Source organism: Streptomyces sp. NPDC059477 (assembly GCF_042749375.1).
Lineage (GTDB): Bacteria > Actinomycetota > Actinomycetes > Streptomycetales > Streptomycetaceae > Streptomyces.
This window is the reverse complement of the sequence record NZ_JBHYUG010000037.1, coordinates 15,097-37,597: the sequence shown is the minus strand read 5'-3', so window position 1 is coordinate 37,597 and position 22,501 is coordinate 15,097. Positions and strand designations below refer to the sequence as shown.

The window sequence follows — 22,501 nt, the reverse complement described above, 5'->3', positions numbered from 1 at the left end:
GAGGCCCGGCCGGAGTCGGTTGAATGGTTCACGGCATCGCGCTGTACGACCGCTCGTGATCACTCAACTGCAGGACCGCGTCGAGCAGGCCCGGGAACCGGCCGTTCAAATCGTCCTCACGCAGCCAGGTCCGCCGGTATCTGCCGTCCGCCGCCATCCTGACGACCCCAGCCTCACGCAGGATGCGCCAGTGATTGGTCAGCGTCGATTTCGGTACGTTCAGTCCCTCGACCGCGCAGGGCGCCCCGGGCTCGGAGCTGGCTCGTCGCACCAGTTCCAAACGCACCGGATCCCCGAATGCGTAGAGCACCGACGCGAGCGTCAGCGCCTCGGGTGTCGGCTCGGGAAGCAGTCGCATATCGATGAGGCTACCATACAGTTCGAGATTCCGGAACTATCGGACCGTTCGCTCCGTCTGGTCGGCGGACTCCTCGGGCGCGAAGGCTCGGCCGGGCCCGCGTCGCCCAGCGGGGCGTCTCGTCGCGGGCACAGCCGGGCATGAGCCCCTGGTCGCGGCGCCCTGTTCCCCGGGGTGTGACGCTCCCGGAGATGTCGGTGTCGGCGGACTCGGGAGAGGAGCGGCGGCGAGTCCCGCCCTTCGGGCGCGTGGCGCGGGCTTCCTCGCCGCGGTGTCGAAGCCGGGGACCATCAAGGTGTCGTCGCGAACGCGGGTGCGCACGCCGGCGACGAACGACGGCGCCCGGCGCCGCTCAGCTCTCGCGAGCCAGTTGGCTGCGCAATCGCCGGTTCTCTTCCTCCAGTTCGGCCAAGCGAACATGGGTGGCACTGAGGTACTGGCTGATCTCGGCCTCGGTGAAGCGGGGCGTGATGTGCTGGTGGCAGTTCCAGTTGAAGCCTTCGACCTGGACGGTGATCACTCGCTCCACGACTCCCTCCGTGCGCGGGCCGTCACCGTCGGCTTCGATCGGGTCGCCGACCGTTGCCCGGCCGAAGAGTTTCAGGCGGCTGCGGCTCGCGTAGTCCATGAAGAACAGCGACACCCGGTCGTTGCGCATGAGGTTGCCAACGCTGATGTACTGCCTGTTGCCCCGTACGTCGGCGAAGGACAGCGTGCCTCCGTCCTGTGCCCGCACGAATCCGGGCGGGCCGCCCCTGTACTGGATGTACGGCCAGCCGCTGTCGCTCGCGCTCGCCAGGTAGAAGCCGTCACTGGACGTGATGAACTCCACCTCGCGGGGCCCAAGTTGATCCCGCTCGGGTACGTCGTCCAGCATCCGTGCCGTGGCTCGCGCGCTTCCCTGCTCCTTCTGGACGCGGCGTACCGATTCTGTGAACGCGATCTCCGCGTACCGGCTCATCGCTGAATCCCCCTGAGGCGAAGCACGGTCATCACCACTCCTAGCCGCTACGACAGTCATCGACTGTTCCGAAGTGTATCCACTATTTCGATGGCCATCGTAACAGCGCAGGGTCTTGAGGGAAGGCTCACCGGCGCCCTGGCCCACTCCCGCGCCTAGGTCGCGGAATCCACACACGGGGCACGATGCTCCCGAGGAATCCCGCCCACAAAGCTCCAGGCCCAAGAATGGCGCGACATTCATCGCTCTGTCACTACAAGCTAGGACCATCGAGTCGCCGAGAGGTATGGCGACTTCCTGTCCACTACCGGACAGGCCACTGGCGGGCATTGAACGAATCCGGTCCTGTCCATAGCGTGGTGCTGCCATCAAGCTGGGGAGGAACATTTCACATGGTGAGCCAACTCATCGACACTAACGAGCGATTCGTTGGAATCCTCGAAAGGCTCTCGGCGAAGGCGATCGACGACTACTACAACCCGTACCAGATGTTCGAGTGGCCGGACGAGCTGCCCGAAGACATGTGGTGGATGAGCCCGGAACTCACCACCACGCACGGGACGGAGATAGCCGAGCGACTGACCGAGCAGCAGTTGCATACACTATCCAAGTACGAAAGCGTCAACTTCTACAGCCTGAACGTCCACGGAATCCGTGAACTCCTCATCGAGGTGGTAAAGCGAATCCACACGTCCGGGTTCCGCACGCCGTCCGAGTTCTTCCACCACTTCGTGGGTGAGGAGAACGAACACATGTGGTTCTTCGCCGAGTTCTGCAATCGCTATGGGAAGAAGATCTACAAGCAGATGCCCGGCGGAGCGGCCTCCCTCGCCAACAGTCAGGCGGAGAGCCTCGTCGTCTTCCTGCGGATCCTGATCTTCGAGGAGCTGGTGGACCACTTCAACTCCCTGATGGGGGCCGACGCGCGTCTGCACGAGACGATCCGCTCCATCAACCGGATCCATCACCAGGACGAGTCGCGGCACATCGCCTTCGGTCGTGAACTGGTGGGTGTCCTCTACGAGGATCTCAAGCGTACGGCGACCCCCACGGAGCTGAGCGACCTGGACGCCTACGTGCGGCGTTACATGACGTACAGCTTCGAGACGCTCTACAACCCCCAGGTCTACCGGGATGCCGGGATCGAGAACCCGCAGCGCGTGCGCAGCGAGCTGCTGGCCGGCGCGGCACGCGCCGACCTGGAGCACCAGGTGTTCCGCAAGACGCGCAAGTTCCTGGAGAAGAGCGGGATCATCTCGCAGGTCGAGGGGGCCGGACGGTGACCGCGCCCGCCACGACGTCGACGACTGCTCCCGCGTCCTTGGGCGGCGTGGCCATCCTGGGACCGGAACAAACCGCCCTGCTCAAGGAGTTGGACGGCGTCTTCTCCGGTTGGGCGGTGTCGGACGGCGCGCGGGAGGTCATCGCCCCGCCGTTGTACCCGGTGTCCGACCTGGAGAAATTCGACGTCTACAAGAACTTCCCGCACCTGGCGCTCACCGCGAGCCCCATCGACGTGGCGCACCTGGGCGACGGGCCGGTCGCGAGCCGGTTCGCGTCGGGGCAGCTCCAGGGGGCGCGGTACGGTCTGCCGCACGCCGCCTGCTACGGCGCGTATCTCTTTCACGAGGGCAGCCGGCTCGACGCGGATGTGCTGGTGACACTCGTCAACCGGTGCTTCCGCAACGAGACGCACTACGACGGACTGCGCCGGCTGATGAGCTTCCAGATGCGCGAAGCCGTCGCCATCGGGGCCTTCGACCACACCCAGCAGACGCTGGAACGCTTCGCGGAGCGGATCGCCGCCTTCTCGGACGCCCTCGGCCTCGGTCTCGAAAAGGTCCCGGCCACCGACCCGTTCTTCGAGAACACCGGGGCGCGTGCTCTGTTGGCGAAGCTCTCCCCGGTCAAGTACGAGTTCCAGTACGGAGACCTCGCCATCGCGTCGGTCAACACGCACCGTAACTTCTTCGGCGAGCGCTGCCGGATCACCCTTCCCGGAAGCGATGAAACGGCCTTCACCAGTTGCGCGGCCTTCGGCCTCGAACGCTGGGTCGCGGTCCTGGACGAGCAGTACGGCGGTGATCTGGGCAAGGCCCTCGACGCCGTACGCGGCACGGCACGGCAGATCGGCTGACAGCGGCCCTGCAAGATCGTCAACACGAACCAATAAGGAGAAGACCCATGGCATCGCGGGGTATCGAGGAAATACGCGACTGGGTTCTGGCACGCAATAAACACCGGGATGCGCTCGGACCGGACGAGGAGCTGATCGCAAGCCGTCTCGTGGACTCATTGTCATTCGTGGAGCTGGTGTACACGATCGAGGCGGCCGCGGACGTCGAGATCGATTTCGAAACCATCGATATCCGGGACTTCCAGACCATTTCGGCGATCGAGAAGGCCTTCTTCGCGTAGTCGGCGCACCTCAGACCGCACACCCAGCAGGGAGATGACAGATGGAAGCTGTGTCGTACACCGCGCAATGGACCGCGGCGGCGCGAGCGGTCGAATCCGAGCGGACGGAAGGAGCGATGTTCACCGACGACCTCGCCCGCCCGCTCGCTGCTCCGCGCGGTTTCGAGCTGCTGGACAAGTACGGCGGCGGCGGCCTGCTGCCGTACATCGCCATCCGGACCAAGTACCTCGACGACAGCATCGAGGCCGTCCTTGCCGAGGGCGACATCCGCCAGGTCGTGTTCGTGGCGGCCGGTATGGACACCCGCGCCCACCGGCTGACCTGGCCTGAGGGCACGTTCGTCTACGAGGTGGACCACGCCGGGCTGATCGAGGAGAAGGCCGCGCGGCTGAACACGCTGGGGGCGCAGGCGCGCGTCGAGCGCAGGCCGGTCCCCGCCGACCTGGCCGGTGACTGGCTGCCCCTGCTGGCGCAAGCGGGGCACGCCAGTGACGCGCCTACCCTGTGGGTTGTGGAGGGATTGTTCTTCTTCCTCACCGAGGAGCAGGCGAAGCACGTCCTGCACACCCTGGGCCGGGTCTCCGCGCCGGGCAGCCGGCTGGCCACCGACATGGTGAACAAGCAGATGCTGCGCAGCCCGTTCAACCAGACCTTTCTCAGGGCCCTGCGTGAGGACGGCACCCCGTGGGTGTTCGGCACCGACGAACCCGAGGAGTTCCTCTCGGCCGGGGGCTGGCAGAGTCTGGAGGTCAAGCAGCCCGGCGATCCGGGCGCCGGTGAGCATCGCTGGCCGTACGCGGTGCAGCCCAGGGACCGGCGCGGAGTCCCCCGCAGCTGGCTCATTCGAGCCGAGCGGGTCAACAGCTGACCCGTCCGGAGCCGGATCGGCCCGCGGCTGCGCCCGCCTCGTACGGCGATGTCACACGCCGACGGGCGCAGCCTCCAGCACGGCCTTGAGCAGACCGGGGAAGCGTTGTTCCAGGTCATCGTGGCGCAGTCGGCTGTAGCGGGCGTTTCCGTCGACCCGCGTGGCGACGACACCGCTCTCCCGCAGGATCCGCAGATGGTGGGAGACGGTAGAGCGCTTCACCGGCAGGTCGAGCGTGGTGCACGAGCCCTCGCCACCGGCATCCAGCAGCCGGACGATCTGCAACCGGACCGGGTCGGCCAATGCCTGCAGCACCACACCGATCTCGACTCCGGTGAGATCGGGCTTGGGCATCCAGGTGAATTCTTCGCCGGCCACAGCAACCTCCGATGGTGATCGGACGTGAGCATACTCGCCATACCTGCCCACGCATTCGAGCACTATCGACTCTTTGGGTGGTCCTCGGAACCCTGCCGCAGTCGCGAGCAGGCCGCTTGCCGATGCACGATCGGGGTGGCGCGCCGCAGGGCGCCCCACCCGGGTACGGCACTTGTGGCACGTCGTCAATCCACCGACACGAGGCCCGTGCGAGCGGCGGAGACACCGGCCTGGAAGCGGCTCTGTACGCCGAGCCGGTCCATGATCGCCGCGACATGCCTGCGGAACGTCCGCTCGGACATACCGAGGCGGCGGGCGATGACCTCGTCCTTGAGACCCGTGGCCAGAAGCCCGAGAATGGCGTTCTGCACGGCGCCGAACGCCTCGCCGTACCCTGCCGAGCCGCTGTCGAAGTCGATGCCGGAATCCCAGGTGTGGGCGTACAGCCGACTCAGGATGTCCACGGCCGCGGCGTCGAAGACGACGGTCATCTCTTGGGTGGCCGAGGTCTGCGCGTCCATGGGAGACCGCGGCGAGTCGATCCCTCCAGGTGAGAAGGCGAACGCCGTGCTCCCGTCGAAGATCAGCAGGCTGTCCGGTGGATCCTCCGACGTCCGGACGTGAGCCCCGGCCGCCGCGATTCCGCTGAGCAGCGTGCGCACCTGTGCGTGGGCGCGTGCGGTGTGCGGCGCGATGAGGCGTACGTCGATTCCTCGTCGCAGCAGGGAGGTGAGAAAGGGCTCCGCCACGCGCAACAGGCACTCGTCGCCGACCTCGCCTGACTGCATGAGGAAGGCCTCGGTCGAGCAGTGGGCCGCGGCGTCGGCCAGCCGCCACTGAATCTGGGCCGGGTCCATGGTGGTGATGGACGTCTCGCTGTGCAGTCCGGAACGCAGTACTGAGTCAAAGACATCAGCGAAACGTTTCAGCCTTCCTCGGATCCCGGTCAATGTGTAGTGCTTGTCGGATATCTCCTGTTCGATCGGGGCGACCAGCTCCATGTGCGCCTTGCTCGTGCTGATGCCGAAAAATCGGCTCCGGTCTTCCTCAAGGAACGTGACGAGCTTGAGGTCGGCCAGAAAACGCAGCGCGTCTTCGACGCCGAGGGGCGAGGCGCCGAACGCCTCCTGGATTTCCTCCGCGGAGGTCGAGGGCCGCTGCAACACCCAGGCGTAGACGTCGGCGAAGAACTTCTCGTCAGCGATCATGAAGCACTCACTTCGGGTGTTGGGATGACGGACTGAGACATCAGAGAACTGACGCGTGCGCCAGAACCTCGGCAAATGGCGCCGCGATACTCTGTGAACTATTGCTGGAACCGTTCGTGAGTCATTCGCGCCCGGCCGACGTGGTGCTCATGTCCGGATAGCGGACACCCGCCACCTGACCGGCGATGGGCTCCAGCAAGGCGCACTCTTCGGGCGTCAAGCGTATGCGTGTGGCAGAGAGGTTCTCCTCAAGACGGTTGCGTCTGCGGGTGCCCGGGATCGGCACGACGGCCAGGCCGTGGGCCTCGGCGCGCAGGTGGACCCAGGCCAAGGCCACCTGAGCGAGCGTGATTCCACGCGCGCGGGCGACGGTGCGCAGAGGATCGAGAAGAGCGGCGTTGCTGGTCGCGTTGCCGCCGTTGAAGCGAGGCAGGATGCGACGCATGTCGTCCTTGGCGAGTTCCTTGGACGCGTCGGTGAAGCCGCCGGCCAGGAAGCCGCGCCCGAGCGGGGAGTAGGGCACGAAGGAGACGCCCAGTTCACTGGCGGCCGGGACGACCCCGGCCTCCACATCGCGGCTGAAGAGGGACCACTCGGACTGCACGGCGGCGATGGGATGCACGGCGTGGGCGGCCCGCAATTCCGCACCGGTGACCTCGCTGAGGCCCAAGTGGGACACCATGCCTTCGTCGACGAGTTCGGCCATCGCGGCGACGGTCTCTTCGATCGGGGCGGCAGGATCCTTGCGGTGCATGTAGTAGAGGTCGATGTGGTCGAGGCCGAGGCGACGCAGGCTGCCCTCGACGCAGGAACGCAGGTAGGCGCGGTCGTTGCGAATCGTGCGCCTGGTGGGATCAGCGGGGTCGGCGCTGATGCCGAATTTGGTCGCCAGCACGATGTCGTCCCGATGAGCGCGCAGGAACGGAGCAAGGAAGCGTTCGTTGTCGCCGGAACCGTACATGTCGGCGGTGTCGAACAGGGTGACGCCCCGGGCCAGAGCATGCTCCAGGACCAGCCGGGCCTCACCCAGGTCGGTGGACCCGTAGGCGAAGCTGATTCCCATACAGCCGAGCCCTTGCAGACCGACGATCGGTCCAGCGGCGCCCAGTTGTACCTCTGTGATCTTCTCTGGCTGGAAAGGCACCAGTCACCTTCTGATGGAGTGCGGATTTCACGCTCGCCCTGCTCCAGGCGAAGAAGGGCGGCCGGTCAGTTGATGAACTGCGATCAGAAAAACGGAAGTTACTCCGTACAGGGCGCCAATGATGCTTCACGGGGCAGTCGATGCCAGACGAACTCCTGCGCCGCCGCAGCGAGTTCGGGATCGTCGCCGACGACATAGGCAACCCTGGCGCTGCGCAACAGGGGTAGATCGGTGGCGTGATCCCCGTACGCCGTGGCGTTCCGCCAGGTCAGCCCCAAGGACCGCAACAAGGCGTGGGCGGCGTCGGACTTGGCCTGACCGATCATGGGCGTGACGATCTCGCCGGTCAGGATGCCCTGCGGGGACACGTGCTGCGCGGTGCAGAGCACGAGGTGGGCGCCGAGTTCGCGGGCCATCGGGTCGAGGCAGGCGTGCAGCGAACCTGAGAGCAGCACTACTCCTTCGCCTGCGCCCCGGTGGCGCTCCAGGGCCGCGGCCGTGCGGGCGATCAGGTAGTCGGTACGGCGCAGAGCCCGGTACCAGGACTCGCCGGCCGCCGTGAGTTCGGACAGGGGTACGCCGGCGAAGCGCCGGTAGTAGGCCCGGTTCTGCTCCTCACGTCCCGCTCCGTCAGCACGCAGCCGCGCGATCAGGTCGGGCAGGGGGGTGCCGGGGCGGTGATGAGGGGCGGTGCGGGACCAGTGGCCGTCGAAGTCGATCATGCTCTTGGCGTGGATCAGGGTCTCGTCGACGTCGAAGAACGCGACGCGGGCGACACCTCGCAAGGCAGCGGGGAGCGTCCCGGGCCGGTCGGACTCGGCGGTGGCGGTTCGGGTCATCGCGCGCCTTCCGGGCCGAGTACGGCCGCGGCATAGGCGGCCGCCGCAGCGGCCGGGTCTAGGGTGACGTGACTGGCCGCGGCGGTGACGTCGCGCCAGATCGCCTGGAGCGGGTCGTCGTTCGCCATGGCACGTGAACCGCTGGCTCTGAAAAGCTGGTCGACCGCTCTCGCGCAGGAGTGAGCCGCGTAGGCCAGGTGCTGCTGGTTGCGGGCGATGTGGAGAGGCGAGGTCACACAGGCGTCAGCTCTCCGGGCTGCCTCGCGCAGCAGCAGGCTCGCGGCGCTGACGGCCGCCGACGCCTCGGACACCGTCTGCTGCACCGCGGACGGCAATGCCACCGCGGCGCCGTCCGGGCTCCCGCGGTGCGACCAGAACCGGAGGAAGGTCATCTCCGCCGCCTGTGCCGCTCCGACGATCGGGGCGGCGAACTGCAGGCCTGCCACCAGCGCCACGGGCACTCGATAGCAAGCTGCCGCTGTGGCGGGGGCCCTGTGCAGGTCCGCCATCGTGCAGGTGAGCTCATCGGCGACGAACAGGGCGTCGGCCTCCACGGAGTTGCTACCGGTGCCACGCATTCCCAGGGTGTCCCAGGTGTGGTGGACGGTCAGCTGGGAGCGCGGGACGGCAAGGACGTGGGGCTCGCGTTCCGGCCCGATGGGGGCAGCGAGCAGGACCCAGTGGGCGTGGTCGACGCCACTCGCGTAGGACCACGTCCCCGTGAGCTCCCAGCCGCCGGGGACACGTACCGCTCTGCCCCGTGGAGGCATGACGGCCGCCGCGATGCGAACGTCCGGGCCCTCCCCCCAAATCTGCCGCTGCCCTTGTTCCGGCATGAAGGCCGCGAGCCGGGAATGTGCCGCGTACAGGGCCGCGCACCAGGCTGTCGAGGCGCATGCGTGTGCCATGTCCATGACAGTCTCGGTGAGTTCCGTGAATCCCGCCTCCCGTCCGCCCCATCGTGCGGGCACGAAGTGGCGTGCGACTCCGGCCGCACTCAACGCATCGGCGACGCGGGCGGTCAACCGGCGTCCCTCGCGCATGGAGTCAGCGTCCATGCGCGCCAATTCCGCCGCACTCCCGGTCATGACCTCCTGCGATGAGGCCGGCTTGAGTGACTGGAGAGGCATCACGCCGCCTCGCACGGTGTCAGTACGGACTCGACGCCCTCTTCCGTGACCTGCACCGCGGCGGACGCGACGAACCGCTCTCCTTGACGGGCCGTCACACGCAGCCGTCTGGGCGCATCCTGAAGGGGGCTGACCTCCAGGGACACAGCTTGGTCGAGCTCGGCGAAGGAACCGAACTCGACGTCCATACTCCGCGGCACCAAGCACTCGAAGACTCCGCCGTGTGCCTGTACCGCCTGGCGCATGGCCTCCAGCAACGCCATGCCGGGTATGTGGTCGATCGGGTGGTCGAAGTAGAACGGGTGCTCCCGGTCCAGGAGCAACTCCCATTCATTGCCCGCACCACCTTGAGGGTTGCCCAGCAGCACGTCACGCGACGCATGGCGCCCGACGCGTGAAGGGGGCAGTCGACTGCGCGATGTACCCGCGACCGCGGCGGGTGCGGGGGAGCTTCGTTGGCGCAAACGGTCGAAGGTCGCGCGACTCATGGTCGTGAAGCCGACAGTGGCACTGCCCCAGCGTCGACCTGCTTGGATCAGGTCGGTTCGATACGTCTTGGCGAAGCGCCGCCGGTTGGTGCCGGCATCCCGGAAGGAGCAGCGCAGCTCCACCTCCACCGCCCCGTCGCTCCGCGCGGGGCAGGGAAGTCCCTCGGTGCACATCTCAAGATTCATACTGTCGAGTATGAACACTCGATCCAGTGGAACGTCGTAGAACAGGTGCGAGACGCTGCTGCCCGCCTGGCGTACGGCCTCCGCGAAGAACAGCAGGTCACCGGTACCTGACGTCGCGGAGGCGAAGAGTGAGTTGCCGGATGCCAGGCGAGCCGTCAAGTGAAACCGGTCCTCGCCGACCCTCGACGCCTTGGATAAGAGCACCTCGCTCGCAACCGCTTTGTGCACTAATTCCCTGGACAGGTAGGCGTCGTGGCTCTTGCTCAGGGCCCCCTGTCCGTATGGCCTGTACCGCTCCGGCCTTTGGTGCTCTGCTGAACTGCTCAGTTCACGGTGCACATTCGCCCCTTTCCGAGGCATGCAGAGTCATCGCGAGTCACAGACGGAGAGCCAGGAGAGCTACAGGCATCCCACGCCCAGCCGAGTAGAGATCATACCTTCGGGAAGGTATTATTCAAAGAGGCCATCAAGCAACCTTGGAGACAAGACCGTGATAACTCCCGCCGATGCCGCCGCCGCCTTCGCACTGCCAGGTCCACCCCTTGAGACTGGCCCCGTACCGCGGCAGCCCCGTGCGCTGCGAACCAAGGCGCACGTCCTGTATTCCGCGGCAGCTGTGTTCTCGGCACACGGCTTCAACGGCACATCCATTCAGGACGTCGCCGACCACTCCGGCCTCACGAAGGGTGCCGTCTACCACCACTTCGGGTCGAAGGAGACACTTGCGCGGGCGATCGTCGAGGAGCAGTACCGCCGCTGGGGCATGCTCGTCACCGAGGTCGGCGCAGAGAACGGCCGCCTGATCGAACGCGTCCGCGAGGTGCTCGACCGCGCGGCCCGTGCGCTCCGCGACGACCTGATCATCCAGGCAGGCGTCCGACTCCAGACCGAGCATTCCCTGGCCAAGGGGACACTGCCCACACCGTTCGTGGGATGGATGAAGATCCTCACCGAGTATCTGACAGAGGCGGTCGAAGCCGGCGAACTGCGGGAGAGGATCGACCCGTCCCTCGCCGCCTACACACTGGTTTCGGCCTTCTTCGGCCTGCAGCACGTCTCGGCGAGCCTGAACGACAGAGACGATCTGCTGGAGCGATGGGCCACGTCCAGCGACATCCTCTTCTTCGGCCTGATTCGATGTCCCGAGCACCAGCAGGATCAGAACCCCGGGTGACGGAACTTCGCGCGAGGACGTGCCGCCGGAGGGCGTTGGCCTCGCCGTTTCGGTTGAGGTGTTGAGGTTTCGGTTGACGTGTTGAGGTGATGCGGCGTCGCTGAAGGGCCACCGCCGGGTGGCTGGCCCGACCTTGGTGCCCGGACCTGGCGGAGTCCCGGCGCGGTGGTCGGGTTCTCTACGGTTCTCCAGTCGTGGTGGGTCAGGGTTCGCCGGTCAGCCGGCGGGACGGGGCAACGCGGCGAGGTGATGGAAGGCCGTGGTCGGTTAGTGTCCCCAGGGCCAAGTCGCCGACATTCGCAAGCGCGGTCCGCGGCCGCGGGGGAGGCGTGCGGCGACATGCGGTAACCGGTGGCGGAGCTTCTTCTGCTCGGTGGCGGCCAGTTCGACGTCCAGCGGCGGGACGCGGGCCCAGGCCGGCAGGTAGGTCGCCGTGAGGCTGAGTTCGAGGCAGCCGCCGCTCCAACATCTTCCGCTGCCATTCCCGCCTCGGACAACGCAGTCCGATCACCTACGAGGCGGCATTCGGAACGACATCAACCACCCTGACACCAGCCGCATAGCCCGTGTCCAGGATCCGGCGTAGCTTCCCAGGGGCTTTGACGCAAGGCCGGGTAGTTGGCGTATTCGCGGGTCACGCAGGCCAGTTGAAGGATTTCCGACGCAGAACAACGGAGCTTCTTGGTACAGGCAGTCGTCCATGACAGCTTGCACTTGAGAAGCTTCGTTGCCGTTTCATCATGTCCTGCCGGCCCCGACGATGGCCATCACCCCTACGGTCACAGTGGCTTCAAGCTGGTTCGCGCCCGGGCAACTGGGCGAGCTGACAGCCGTCGTGCCGTTCGAGCCGGTCGGCGCGGTCCTGGCGGAGACCCGCTCGTTGCAAAGACGACTGCGTGCTCTTCCTTCGCAGGTCGGGATCTACTTCCTGCTCGCGATGTGTCCTTTCCCTCAAGTCGGCTACCGGTTGGTGGGGGACAAGCTGACGGCCGGGCTGGCCGAAGTGCCGGTGGCCTCCCTGACGCCGAAGGGTCTGTGTGATCTGCGCCGACGACTGGGAAGTGCGCCGGTACGGGCGCTATTCGAAAGCGAGACCAGCTATGCCTCGTGCCTGCTGCATCTGCTGCGGCCAGACGTGCTCGTCCTGTGGGACAAGGGCTTCGGCGGCAACGACTTCCTCGCCTCCGTCACCGCGATCCGCGCCCAGTTCCTGTGGTCGACTTCGCAGCGACCGGGCGTACCCCTGTTTTCACACGTCTCGCCGACGGCTCATACCTGTCGGTGATCGCCGCCGAGAAGGTACGTGTGCTCGACGCCAACATCACGGTGACCTGCGGCGGACGGCACCGTCTTCTCTCCGCCACACGACTATGAACGGGCATGTCCTGCGCTCGGGGCGACCCGGCGGCATCGAACAGGAGAGGTGGGCCCTGCTCACCCTCTACCAGGCCCTACGCACCATGATGGTCGAGGCCGCCCAGTCGCTACCCGGCACCGATCCGGACCGCTGCTGTTTCACCATCGCCCTCCAGACCGCCCGCGACCAGGTCGTCCGGGCCGCCGCCGTCATCACCGACCCCGCCGATGTCGGTCGCGTCGGGCTGATCGAGCACTGGATCCTGCCCCGCCTCCTGCCGCCCCGACGGCAGTGCGTCAGCACCCGCGAGGTCAAGTCGCCGATGTCCCGTTACAGCACCCGCCATGACGACGGCAGGCCTGACACCAGCCGTACCATCACCGGTCTCGACATCAGCGTCATCGAACCTCCGCAGTCCCGCCCCCAGCTCCCCGCCATCTCCCGCGACGACCGGAACGCCGCCCTCGCCGACTGCTGCCGTCACCGGATCCTTGGCCTGCTCGAAGAAGACCCCACCCGCCTCTGGCGCCCCACGCGACATCGCTGCTGACTTCGGAGACATCACCATGGAGACCAGGTATCGGCAGCTCTCCAGACGGGCCGAGACCGGCCTCATCCATAAACTCGGCCCCGGCCTCTATGCCGCCACCGCATGGACCCCAACACCCGCTGGCGTGACCTGCGAAAACGCAAACTACTCGGCCTTGGGTCAGTGCCCCGTCACCTGCGAACGTCACTTGCCCGAGGTGAAATACACCGGCCTGTTCGGTGCCCTGCGCGCCCGCGCAACCGCCCAGCACCTGGGCTGCGACGATGCCCTATTCGTCGGCCGGGACGGGGCCCTGCCGACGGCAACCTTGGCCCTTCTACCTTCAACCCCGTAGTCTTCCCCTCGCATTTTCTGTTATCCCGACGGTACTCACTGACCCTCCTCCTTACATGAGTGACTTCTCTTCCTCCGGAAGCCATCGGCCGGGGCCGTTCGGGGTCCCGTCACGGGAGTCCGCCGTCGTGCGGGCCGCGCAGGCCGACGACCAGCGGGCGCTCGACGCGCTGGTCTCGGCGTATCTGCCCCTGATCTACAACATCGTGGGCCGTGCCCTGAACGCGCCCTCGGACACCGACGATGTCGTGCAGGACGTCATGCTGGAGATGGTCCGAGACGTAGGGCAGTTGCGGGATCCGGAGGCGTTCCGCTCCTGGCTGGTCGCCATCGCGATGCGGCAGGTCCGCCGGTACTGGCGGCTGCGGCGCGCCGAGCCCGAGGACGGCGGGGATGCCTGGCTCCGGGAGCGGGCCCGACTCGCCGACCCCGGCTCGGACTTTGCCGACCTCACCGTGACCGTGCTCCAGCTCTCCGACCAGCGGCGCGAGACCGCGGAGGCGACGCGCTGGCTGGACGCGGGCGACCGTGAGCTGCTCGCTGTCTGGTGGATGGAGGTGGCCGGCCAGCTGAGCCGGGCCGAACTGGCCGCCGCTCTGGAGATTCCTAGGGCGCAGGCGGGCGTGCGCGTGCAGCGCATGAAGGCGCAACTCGAAGTCGCGCGGGCGGTGATCCGCGCGCTGGAGACCGTGCCCCGCTGTCCCGGTCTGGACCGGGTGGTGGCCGGCTGGGACGGCCGCCCCGCCGAGCTCTGGCGCAAGCGCATCGCCCGACACATCCGTGAGTGTGCCGTGTGCGAGGGCGTGTTCGCCGGGGTCGTGCCCGCCGAGCGGCTGCTGGCCGACCTGGCTCTGATGCCCGTACCGCCCGTGCTGCTCGCGCTGACGGCGGGCGGGCTGCTGGCCGCCGCGGGCGCGAGCGGCGGTGACGCGACGGCCCTCGCGGCGGACTCCGTCGGCCCGTTCGACGAGACCACCCGTCTCGGCCTGTCCGACGCGTACGCCACCAATACCCCCGACGCCGCCCACGGCTCACCCGGCACCCATCACACCGTGGACCTCTCCGGCGCCTACGACCCCTCCACCCCCTTTCGAGACACGGTGACGCAGCTCTCCCGCACCCCGCGCGGCGGCTCAGCCCCCGCCGCCCACGCCGCCAAGGCCTCCATCGGCAAGATCGCCGGGCTCACCTCGCTGGCCGCCGCCTGTGTCGCCGGTGTCGTGATCGCGGCGGTCTCCGTCGTCGGACCGGACAACCCGGTGGCGACGGCCGCCGCACCCGGCGCCTCGTCCGCGCTGTCCGCGCCCGCCACCGCCTCGGCGTCCCCGTCCTCCTCCACGTCACCCTCCATATCGGCTTCGGCGTCGCCTTCGACGACCTCCTCGCCGTCCGGGTCCGCCGCCGAGGAGACGAGGGGCGCCGCCGCCCCGCAGACCGATGCCGCCCCCGCGGCGGTGACCGGCCCCGACACCGAACTGCCCGTGCGTGCCGCCTTCTACTACCCGTGGTACACCGAGGACCCCGGCGCCGACGGCGGCAGCCAGTACAACACCACGGAGGCGGACTACAACCAGGACGAACCCGCCACCATCGAACGCCAGATCAAGGACATGCAGTACGCCGGGCTCCAGGCCGGCATCGCCTCGTGGTGGGGTGAGGGTCGCCGCGAGGACGTGCGTATGCCGATGCTGATGTCCGAGGGCGCCGAGTTGGACTTCAGCTGGACCGTGTACTACGAGAGCGAGGCTTACGCCAACCCGACCGCCGGAGAGATCCTCAGCGACCTCGAATACCTGCGCACGTACTCCGACCAGCCGACGTGGATGCACATCGACGGCAAGCCGGTGATCTTCGTGTACTCCACGACCGGCGACGCCTGCGACATGGTCGACCGCTGGACCGAGGCGAACAGGACGGCGGGCTACTACGTCGTCCTGAAGGTCTTCGGCGGCTACCGGGACTGCGCCAACCAGCCGGAGGGCTGGCACCAGTACGCATCGTCCCTGGACATTCAGAAGGGCTACTCGGCGGTCTTCTCGCCCGGCTTCTACAAGAACGACGCCGCCGCGCCGGTCGATCCCCGCGACCTCGACCGGTTCCGCAGCGACGTCATCGAGGCCGCCACGTCCGGCGCCCCCTTCCAGCTGCTGGTCAGCTACAACGAATGGGGCGAGGGAACGAACGCGGAGTCCGCCACGGACTGGCCCAGCGACAGCGGGCACGGCGACTACATGGACGTACTGCACGAGGTGTTCAGCCAGTATCCGCGCTAGCGTCTGCGGTCTGCGGTCTGCGGTCTGCGGTCTGTCCGGTGTCGGGCGCCCGTTGTCCGGTGGATCCCGCTTCGGGGATCTGCCGGGCAGGGCGTCCCGCCCGCGTCGCTCGCGTTGGCACACCGTATCTGTCTGGCCACGGGCGTCACGACGGGTCGCCTTCGTGCGAGGAGTCCAGAACGGCAGGCCGACTTCCTGCTCTCCCGACCCTGTCGGCCGATCTCCTGACGCAGCCTCGGCCTCCCCAGTTCGTCGGTTGCCGTCGTCCCGAATTGGCTCAGCCCTACTGGAAAGTGCCGCTCCTGCCCATTGCCCGAAGCAGCCGACGCCCATGACGCCAAGTCGCGCAGCCGCGCGCAACCGGAAGCCCTGCGACACGCAAGCACCGGGCGATGAGGGTCTGGGCCGGGTCCCGGGCTTGCTTGGGCGATGACCCGGTGCCGGATCCGGGGGCGGGTACCGGGGTACGGGTTGCTGGTCGCCGTCGGTGTCGAAGCAGCGGGCGTTGTCGACCGAGGGCCACCAGGTCTGGGTTCACCAGTTGTCGTCGTCGAGGAGCCGGCCGACGCGGACATTGGTGATGGTGGTGAGGCTCATGGCGTTGGGTTCGAGGCGGTGGATGTGCCGTTCGAGGGCGTCCAGGACGTGGGGCGGTAGGGGGGACATGGCGTCGGTTCTTGGAGCTCTTGGGGCACTTCTTCAGGATGCTCTGGGCTAGGTCGAGGGCGAACCGCTTCGGTGGGTTGCTGGCGATGGCGGGCTGGTCGACGTTGGTACGGTCGGCTCACCTCGCCGGACGGCCCGGCGGGCGCAGCAGAACGGGCAGGGCGAGGACGTCGTTGCCGATGAACGACGGCTGGGGGTTCGGAGCGTTCCCCTCGTCCGCAAGCACGATGTCCGGGAACCGGTCGAAGAGGGCGGGCAGCGCGATGGCGGCCTCCAGCCGGGCGAGCGGGGCGCCGAGGCAGTAGTGGATGCCGTACCCGAAGGCCAGATGGTCCCTGTCGACGCGGTCGATCTTGAAGCCGTGTGCGGCGTCATGGAACGAGGGGTCCCGGCCGTGCGCACCGAACCCTATGAGGATGGCCTCCCCGGCCGCTATGGTGACGCCCTCGCCGAGATCGATGTCACGGATCGCGAACCGCAGCGGAAGGTGGACGACCGGCGGATGGAGCCGCAGGGTCTCCTCGATGGCATCGGCCCAGCGGGCGGGCTCGGCCAGGGTCGCGCTCAGCTGCTGACGGTGGGTGAGAAGCGCCCGGACGGCGTTACCGATCAGCGCGATCGTGGTCTGGCTCCCGGCGCCGATCATCAGGAGCAGAGTGGAGATCAGCTCCGTCTCGGTGAGCCGGTCCCCCTCATGGGCGGTGAGCAGCAGACTGGTCATGTCATCGCCGGGCTCCCGCCGCTTCGCCTCCACGAGACGGTGCATGACGGTGATCAGTCCGCTCGCGGTCCGCTCCGACTCCTCCTGGGGGACATCGGTGGCCAGGATCGCGTCGGCGACGGAGAGCATGGCCGGGCGCTGGTCTTCGGGGACGCCGAAGAGATCGCAGATCACACGGGTCGGCACACCGTGCGCGAAGTGCGCCCGCAGATCCACTGCCGTGCCGTCCTCCTGGGCCTCCAGGTCGTCCAGGAGGTCGGTGACGATGGACTCGATCGAGGGCCGCAGCGACTCCATGCGTCGCGGCGCGAAAGCGGGGCCGATCAGCCTCCGTAACCGGGTGTGCTCGGCCCCCTCGGAGGTGGCCATGGAGTGGACGTCGAGCCAGGGGGAGAGCCAGTGGACGGCGCCCGGCTGGTAGCCGGGCCAGGCGCCACGGGCGTTCCTGGTGACATCGGGATGGGTGACCAGCCGCCTGACGACATCGCCGCGCGTGACGGACCAAGCGATGACGTTCTGGGGCAGCCGGACCCGCACGGCGGGCCCGGTCGCGCGGAGTTCCTCGATCTGCTCGTACAGCCGGTCACCTCCGTCGCTGTCGAGGACCGGGATGGAAACCTCGCGGCTGGTGGTCAAGAGACACCTCCGGTCACGCGGGGGCGGCCCGTCGGCGGGAGCGGCCACGATGGTGCGGTCTCGCTCCCGGGCGCCGGGTCGCGCCGGTGCGTGGATCGATGGACTTCGCGACGATGATGGGGAACCGGTACCGGGAATTTTGCTGCGCCCACCAAGGACCGCATAGAGGGAAGTCAGCCTCTTGCCTGATTTCTGAGCCAATGCGGGATTGCCCGAATGTTTACACGTCCGCCGATGGGCGCGGTTCACGGGGACGGTGTGCCGGGAACCGCCTTGAGGGATCACGGTGCGCGCGGTGTTCGATCTCATGTCTCCGGGGCCGGATTCGAAGGCCGCGACACTTATGCTCGGGGGTGCGTACGGGATGTGTGTACGCCACTGTCGGCCCATGCGCACCGGGCAGTAGGTGGTGTCTTCAAATGTCACGTCGACATCAGCAGGGCTGCGAGGGTGACGGCCGCTTGGTAGGACTCGGCGGTCTTGTCGTAGCGGGTGGCGATGCCGCGCATTGCTTTCGAGGCGGCTGAAGGCGATCCGCCGGGCCGTCGCCGATCTCATGCCCGACCACGACGCTGCTGGCGCCGACGCGGACAGCCCGGCAGCGGAACTGCCGGTCACCCTCGACATGCCCAGCAGGGTCGCCGGCTTCCTTCGCGGCGGCGGAGTTGACGGTGACGTTCGCGGGACCGGTGGTGGGCAGGTAGTACTTGATGGGGATGTCCATGCTGCGCCCGGGCGGGATCTCCTGGCATGCGTCCAGGACTTGGCTGGGCAGTTTGGTCTTTCCGGCACGGGTCGCGCCGTAGGGCCCGGCATCGTGCGGGGCATCGTCGAGTTGCTTGGTCAGGGTGTAGCCGGGCACGCACTGCCCCGACTTGTCGTCCGGGCACTCGTAGTCCCCGGCCGGCTCCCAGATCATCGCGCCGCACGCGCCTTTGTTCTTGATGTAGTCGGCCTTGGCGGCAGTGTCCTGGGTGTCCTGCGTGGAGAGGAACACCTTCTTGCCCTCGTGCCACAGCCAGGACGCCTTAGGCGTGTCGTTCCAGTGACGGGTGTAGCCGTCGGTCCGGTGCTCGGTGTCCTTCGGGTCCAGACCGAAGCGGGGCAGGTAGCTGGTCAGGGCGCCCCGCTCCAGGTTCTTGGCGTGCCACATCGGGTTGGATCCGGAGGCCAGCTCGTCGCCCGCGGAGGTCTGGTCGTGCCACAGGTTGTCGATGCCGGAAGCACCGGAGCCGCACGCCGTCGTGCCCCCGTTGGGGCCGGTCCCGTCGGGGCACCGGGACTGGTCCTGCAACGGGGAGATGTCCCAGAGCCCGTTGCCTCACCCCCCTGGACGTCCTTCCAGCCGCGCGTGTAGTACGGGCACGCCCAGGTTGGCCTTGTCGTAGATCCCGGTGGCGGCCAGCTCGACGTCCTTGCCGTCGTCGTAGAGCGGCGCCTGCGGGCCGACGTAGTTGTTCCACGAGCCGTGGTAGTCGTAGGACATGGTGTTGACGAAGTCCAGGTATTGCAGCGCCCGGAAGTCCTCCTGGCCGCACAGTAGATAGCCGGATGCGGAAGCCGCCGCGGTGAGCTGGTAGTAGGTGTTGTCCGCGGCGGCGCGGTGTCGAGCCTCTCGCGCAGGGTCTTCATAAGCGCGGTGTTGCCCGCGTCCAAGAGGAGGTCGGGTACTCGTAGTCAATGTCGGCACCGTTGAAACCGTACGTGTGCAGGAACGTGACGACGGAGGCGGCGAAGGTGTTGATGGCGGGCTGATCGACGCTGCCGTCCTCCTTGGTGGTGAGGCGGTACAGGCAACCAGTCCTCTCTCTGCTGCCGTCGGGCTTCAGGGTGCCGCCGGTCTCCGCCCAACCTCCCACGGAGATCTGGGTTCGGACCCGGGGGCTGAAGTTCTCCTTGTACGGCAGGCTGGTGTCCATCTCGGCGTCGGGGACGTGGGGCCAGGTGATGCCGGTGGCCGGGTTGTGCGGGTCGTTCACATCGCCGACGGAGATGTGGTTGTTGCCGTCGACGTGCGCAAAGGCGTAGTTGACGTGGCTCACCTGTCCCCAGGGGATACTTCGCGGCAGATACATGGGCTGCCCGTTCTTGCCGGTGCGCCAGCCGGTGAAGTACCCCACCACCCGTCGCGGATGCCGTTCGCCCATCACCTCGCGGCACTGGTCGTCGTAGATCAGGCAGTATGGCGTGCTGACGTTCTTCGTCGCCTTCATACCGTCCGGGCGGCACTTGGACTGGTCACCGAGGGCGGCGGCGGAGATGGGCCGTTGCGCATCGGCCGAAATCACCGGCTCGGGGTCGGGTGGGGGAGTGGGGCCGTACCGCAGGGCCTGTATGAGCAGGTCGTGCTTGGTTCTGCCCCAGTCGAAGACGGAGCCCCGCAGCCCCGGCCACATGTCGGTGAGTTCCATGGGGTTGCTCAGGAAGGTACTTCTCGACAGATCAATCAGGTTTAGGTTCATCCGTACGACCTGGGTACCGGAGATCAGGTTGGCCTGGACTTTCCCGTGGTACGGGATGCGTAAGCAGGGCGGCATCGACGCGATGTTCCTGATCGTTACGGAAGACCAGCGCGTAGGGGTCTTCTTCGCCATTGCCGACGGGCGCGTCGACCCCGTGCTCGAACACCGTTCGCCAGAACAGGGGGAAGAGGTCGCGGATCGGCCCCGGACCCTGGACGCGCTTGTCGTCCTTGGTGTTCTCCTTGATCGCGACACGTGTGTACCGGGCGCCGCGGAAGGGTGAGAGCTGCCGCGAGCCGTCTTTCGTTAGCTCGAAAGCCGATTCGACTCCGCCGGTGAAGTCGGTGTCGCGAAGACTGGACCAGTCGTCACCGATGTCTCCGGTGTCACGGAGGTGACCGGGACTGTCAGCGCGCCACCGATCGAGCCGTCCAGCTCCGCATCCGGATTGAAGAGCCCGTATGTGTCCCCCTGGAAGAGGAAGTGATCGGCGAAGCGCTGATTGTTGCTGTCGTGGCCGTCCGAGGTCCACGCCGCATCGTCGATCGGTGAACTGGAGAACATCGGCTCATCGGGTGAGCCGCGGGACCGCCGACACACCGGAAGGACCGCACGTCCGCCTCTTGGAGCACCTTGTCCATGCGGACCAGGCAGGCGCTGAGGGCCTGCTGGCCGTGGGCGTTCGGGGTGGACGGCCTCCACCCACTGTCCGCCGCCGGTCAGACCGCTGAAGTACCGTACCCACTCCGCGTCCTCGGCGGCGATCGGCTTCTCCAGGGAGTTTCTGAACGTCGCCTGCTGCGCCGACTTCGCGCACAGTTCGTGCCCGCAGCGGCGCCGGATAGCCCTGCACCACCAGGATGTAGGTGCTCTGGTCCTGCCCGGACCTGCCCACCGTGTCGTGGATCGCGTCCAGCGTCCGGGCCACGTTCTCGCGGACGGTGCTCAGGCGTTTCTTGAGGTCTTCGTCCGCTTTCTTGCGGCAGGATTTCTGGTTGCTGATGAAGCTGATCGCGCAGTTTTTGAAAATTTCGGAGAACTGTAGGTCATTTCTCCCGATAGAGATCACGACCGTACCGATCGCATGGTCCGCGGAAATTTCCGCGAGTTGTTGAATCTACGGCTTCTCGCCCTTGAAGCTCTCGCTGAGGATGTGTTGCGTCTCGGCGCCGGAACAAGCGGGGTTGATCCGCCGTGCCCTCGGTACGTCGCCGATGTCGGCACCCTTGATCTCCGCCGTATCGGAGCGGTGGCAGGTGTCGCTTCCGGCGGCGTTCTTCTCGTAGACCTGCGTGCCGTCGGCCGCCCGGTCAGTGCCCCAGGAGTCGCCGTTGGGGTCGTTGTTGTCTTCGATGCCCGTCTGGGCGTTGACGTTGCCTTGCCAACGGCCGGGGCTCTGGCGCGCAAACGCTGTCGTCGACGGACCGTGCCGCCCGCGACGCCCCCTCTCCGTCGTCGGCTGTGCCGGTGTTCGGTTCGTCCGCGTCCGCTTCGAAAAGGACCGGGTAGTGGTCGGAGCCGAGTGAGATCTTGAGCCGCTTGGCTTTGAAGCCTTTGGCCGCGCCCCCGTCGACCAGGTAGTCCAGCTCCGCGTCCTCGTTGTGCGTGGCCGCACCCGAGAAGACGACGCGCTCGTTTTCGTCCAGCTCCATCACGCTGGTGAGAGCACCCTGGTCATCCGGGAAGTTCCGCTTCTTGCCCCCCTTCAGGTAGTTGCGCTGAGTGTTGAAGGCCTGCGATTTGTCGTCGGGGAACCGGTTGAAGTCCCCCATGATGGCCCAGCCGGCCTTGAAGCCATCCTGTTTGTGCAGCTCCGAGATGTCCTCGACGATCCCGTCGGCGTTGTTGTTCGACCGGTTCGCCTGGGTGGAGGCGTGGATGGAGTAGTACCAATTCCCGTCGAGCTTGATCCCGAAGGCAGGGAAGAACTATCCGGCGACGTCGCCCTTCACCTGAATTGCGTGCAGATCATCGTGAGACGCGGCGCGCTTTCGGGTGGCGATGGCGATACTGCGGCGGTTCGAGTCAGAGCGAATGCGGTAGACGGTGATGTCGTTGTCCCTGTGGAACTCCTCAACGTGCCATTCCCCTACGCGAGTTCCTCTCGGGCTGCGGCTGGCGATGTCGAAGGCGGCTGCGGGCTCGTGGTCCAGCAGCTTCCCATCAGCTACTTCCTGCCCGGCTGCGGGCGTGGCGGGCAGAAGGACGACGTGGAGTAGCCCCGTGAGGAGGGCGAGTCCCGCAGTGGTGGGGGGGGGGGGGGGGGCCCCGGGGCCCCCCCGCGGGGGCGACGGCGCCACTAAAAAATGACAGAGAAAAATGTATTTGACAATATGTATAAGTGTAAAAC

At 67.1% G+C, this 22,501-nt stretch carries 26 protein-coding genes; 11 read left to right on the top strand and 15 right to left on the bottom strand.

The window, feature by feature from the left end; genetic code table 11:
- Positions 1-28: 28 nt before the first annotated feature.
- Both ACFXAZ_RS19955 and ACFXAZ_RS19950 read right to left on the bottom strand, forming a co-directional pair.
- Positions 29-358: an ArsR/SmtB family transcription factor gene (locus ACFXAZ_RS19955; RefSeq protein WP_384592623.1), complete on the bottom strand. Its 330-nt coding sequence runs from the start codon at positions 356-358 to the stop codon at positions 29-31.
- A gap of 352 nt (positions 359-710) precedes the next feature.
- A complete protein-coding gene (locus ACFXAZ_RS19950) occupies positions 711-1,319 on the bottom strand; it encodes a pyridoxamine 5'-phosphate oxidase family protein (protein WP_384592620.1) in 609 nt (202 codons plus the stop codon).
- A gap of 392 nt (positions 1,320-1,711) precedes the next feature.
- Between ACFXAZ_RS19950 and ACFXAZ_RS19945 the strand changes: the two genes are divergently transcribed.
- The 4 genes from ACFXAZ_RS19945 to ACFXAZ_RS19930 are packed head-to-tail and all read left to right on the top strand — an operon-like array spanning position 1,712 to position 4,606.
- The gene (locus ACFXAZ_RS19945) at positions 1,712-2,602 is read left to right on the top strand and encodes a diiron oxygenase (protein WP_384592617.1); all 891 of its coding nucleotides are present in this window, start codon (positions 1,712-1,714) and stop codon (positions 2,600-2,602) included.
- Entirely contained in the window at positions 2,599-3,456 is an 858-nt protein-coding gene (locus tag ACFXAZ_RS19940) for a hypothetical protein (RefSeq protein WP_384592614.1), read from the top strand. The genes ACFXAZ_RS19945 and ACFXAZ_RS19940 overlap by 4 nt, the downstream gene beginning before the upstream one ends.
- A 47-nt stretch (positions 3,457-3,503) precedes the next feature.
- A complete protein-coding gene (locus tag ACFXAZ_RS19935) occupies positions 3,504-3,737 on the top strand; it encodes an acyl carrier protein (RefSeq protein WP_384592612.1) in 234 nt (77 codons plus the stop codon).
- Positions 3,738-3,778: 41 nt separating this feature from the next.
- Positions 3,779-4,606, top strand: coding sequence for a class I SAM-dependent methyltransferase (locus tag ACFXAZ_RS19930; RefSeq protein WP_384592609.1), 828 nt, complete (start codon positions 3,779-3,781; stop codon positions 4,604-4,606).
- 51 nt (positions 4,607-4,657) lie between these two features.
- Here ACFXAZ_RS19930 and ACFXAZ_RS19925 read toward each other — a convergent pair whose 3' ends face one another.
- The 6 genes from ACFXAZ_RS19925 to ACFXAZ_RS19900 all read right to left on the bottom strand — a co-directional run bounded on the left by ACFXAZ_RS19925 (position 4,658) and on the right by ACFXAZ_RS19900 (position 10,339).
- The gene (locus tag ACFXAZ_RS19925; protein ID WP_384592606.1) at positions 4,658-4,984 is read right to left on the bottom strand and encodes an ArsR/SmtB family transcription factor; all 327 of its coding nucleotides are present in this window, start codon (positions 4,982-4,984) and stop codon (positions 4,658-4,660) included.
- Between the two features lie 185 nt (positions 4,985-5,169).
- Entirely contained in the window at positions 5,170-6,192 is a 1,023-nt protein-coding gene (locus ACFXAZ_RS19920) for a LuxR C-terminal-related transcriptional regulator (protein ID WP_384592603.1), read from the bottom strand.
- A gap of 121 nt (positions 6,193-6,313) precedes the next feature.
- The gene (locus ACFXAZ_RS19915; protein WP_384592600.1) at positions 6,314-7,336 is read right to left on the bottom strand and encodes an aldo/keto reductase; all 1,023 of its coding nucleotides are present in this window, start codon (positions 7,334-7,336) and stop codon (positions 6,314-6,316) included.
- 98 nt (positions 7,337-7,434) lie between these two features.
- Positions 7,435-8,175, bottom strand: coding sequence for an HAD family hydrolase (locus ACFXAZ_RS19910; protein WP_384592597.1), 741 nt, complete (start codon positions 8,173-8,175; stop codon positions 7,435-7,437).
- A complete protein-coding gene (locus ACFXAZ_RS19905; protein ID WP_384592594.1) occupies positions 8,172-9,233 on the bottom strand; it encodes an oxidoreductase in 1,062 nt (353 codons plus the stop codon). The genes ACFXAZ_RS19910 and ACFXAZ_RS19905 overlap by 4 nt, the downstream gene beginning before the upstream one ends.
- A gap of 71 nt (positions 9,234-9,304) precedes the next feature.
- Entirely contained in the window at positions 9,305-10,339 is a 1,035-nt protein-coding gene (locus ACFXAZ_RS19900; RefSeq protein WP_384592591.1) for a ScbA/BarX family gamma-butyrolactone biosynthesis protein, read from the bottom strand.
- Here ACFXAZ_RS19900 and ACFXAZ_RS19895 point away from each other — a divergent pair.
- The 4 genes from ACFXAZ_RS19895 (at position 10,338) to ACFXAZ_RS19880 (ending at position 15,666) form a co-directional block, all read left to right on the top strand.
- Positions 10,338-11,153, top strand: coding sequence for a ScbR family autoregulator-binding transcription factor (locus tag ACFXAZ_RS19895; protein ID WP_384592588.1), 816 nt, complete (start codon positions 10,338-10,340; stop codon positions 11,151-11,153). The genes ACFXAZ_RS19900 and ACFXAZ_RS19895 overlap by 2 nt on opposite strands.
- Before the next feature lie 760 nt (positions 11,154-11,913).
- Positions 11,914-12,438 carry a transposase domain-containing protein gene (locus tag ACFXAZ_RS19890; RefSeq protein WP_384592585.1) on the top strand — a complete coding sequence of 175 codons (525 nt, stop codon included), beginning with the start codon at positions 11,914-11,916 and terminating at the stop codon, positions 12,436-12,438.
- Between the two features lie 85 nt (positions 12,439-12,523).
- Positions 12,524-13,060 carry a hypothetical protein gene (locus ACFXAZ_RS19885; RefSeq protein ID WP_384592582.1) on the top strand — a complete coding sequence of 179 codons (537 nt, stop codon included), beginning with the start codon at positions 12,524-12,526 and terminating at the stop codon, positions 13,058-13,060.
- 389 nt (positions 13,061-13,449) lie between these two features.
- Positions 13,450-15,666 carry a sigma-70 family RNA polymerase sigma factor gene (locus ACFXAZ_RS19880; RefSeq protein WP_384592579.1) on the top strand — a complete coding sequence of 739 codons (2,217 nt, stop codon included), beginning with the start codon at positions 13,450-13,452 and terminating at the stop codon, positions 15,664-15,666.
- 534 nt (positions 15,667-16,200) lie between these two features.
- On the opposite strand, the gene ACFXAZ_RS19875 is transcribed toward ACFXAZ_RS19880, so the two are convergent.
- From ACFXAZ_RS19875 to ACFXAZ_RS19855, 5 genes are all read right to left on the bottom strand, one after another.
- Positions 16,201-16,332, bottom strand: a complete 132-nt coding sequence (locus ACFXAZ_RS19875) for a hypothetical protein (protein ID WP_384592576.1) — start codon at positions 16,330-16,332, stop codon at positions 16,201-16,203.
- A 118-nt stretch (positions 16,333-16,450) separates the two neighbouring features.
- The gene (locus ACFXAZ_RS19870) at positions 16,451-17,689 is read right to left on the bottom strand and encodes a cytochrome P450 (protein WP_384592573.1); all 1,239 of its coding nucleotides are present in this window, start codon (positions 17,687-17,689) and stop codon (positions 16,451-16,453) included.
- A gap of 433 nt (positions 17,690-18,122) precedes the next feature.
- Complete coding sequence (locus ACFXAZ_RS19865; protein ID WP_384592570.1) at positions 18,123-18,983, bottom strand: chitinase C-terminal domain-containing protein; 861 nt, start codon at positions 18,981-18,983, stop codon at positions 18,123-18,125.
- A 27-nt stretch (positions 18,984-19,010) separates the two neighbouring features.
- The gene (locus tag ACFXAZ_RS19860) at positions 19,011-19,379 is read right to left on the bottom strand and encodes a glycosyl hydrolase family 18 protein (protein WP_384592567.1); all 369 of its coding nucleotides are present in this window, start codon (positions 19,377-19,379) and stop codon (positions 19,011-19,013) included.
- Entirely contained in the window at positions 19,318-20,100 is a 783-nt protein-coding gene (locus tag ACFXAZ_RS19855; protein WP_384592565.1) for a glycosyl hydrolase family 18 protein, read from the bottom strand. Before ACFXAZ_RS19855 ends, ACFXAZ_RS19860 begins: the two co-directional genes overlap by 62 nt.
- A 106-nt stretch (positions 20,101-20,206) precedes the next feature.
- On the opposite strand from ACFXAZ_RS19855, the gene ACFXAZ_RS19850 reads away from it, so the two are divergent.
- On the top strand, positions 20,207-20,434 hold the full coding sequence (locus tag ACFXAZ_RS19850) for a hypothetical protein (protein WP_384592562.1): 228 nt from the start codon (positions 20,207-20,209) through the stop codon (positions 20,432-20,434).
- A 23-nt stretch (positions 20,435-20,457) separates the two neighbouring features.
- Here the strand turns inward: ACFXAZ_RS19850 and ACFXAZ_RS19845 are convergent, their stop codons facing one another.
- Complete coding sequence (locus ACFXAZ_RS19845) at positions 20,458-20,715, bottom strand: hypothetical protein (RefSeq protein ID WP_384592559.1); 258 nt, start codon at positions 20,713-20,715, stop codon at positions 20,458-20,460.
- Between the two features lie 337 nt (positions 20,716-21,052).
- On the opposite strand from ACFXAZ_RS19845, the gene ACFXAZ_RS19840 reads away from it, so the two are divergent.
- Positions 21,053-21,196, top strand: a complete 144-nt coding sequence (locus ACFXAZ_RS19840) for a hypothetical protein (protein WP_384592556.1) — start codon at positions 21,053-21,055, stop codon at positions 21,194-21,196.
- A 265-nt stretch (positions 21,197-21,461) separates the two neighbouring features.
- Here ACFXAZ_RS19840 and ACFXAZ_RS19835 read toward each other — a convergent pair whose 3' ends face one another.
- Complete coding sequence (locus ACFXAZ_RS19835; protein ID WP_384592553.1) at positions 21,462-21,923, bottom strand: hypothetical protein; 462 nt, start codon at positions 21,921-21,923, stop codon at positions 21,462-21,464.
- 33 nt (positions 21,924-21,956) lie between these two features.
- On the opposite strand from ACFXAZ_RS19835, the gene ACFXAZ_RS19830 reads away from it, so the two are divergent.
- Positions 21,957-22,370, top strand: a complete 414-nt coding sequence (locus tag ACFXAZ_RS19830) for a hypothetical protein (RefSeq protein ID WP_384592550.1) — start codon at positions 21,957-21,959, stop codon at positions 22,368-22,370.
- Positions 22,371-22,501: the final 131 nt, after the last annotated feature.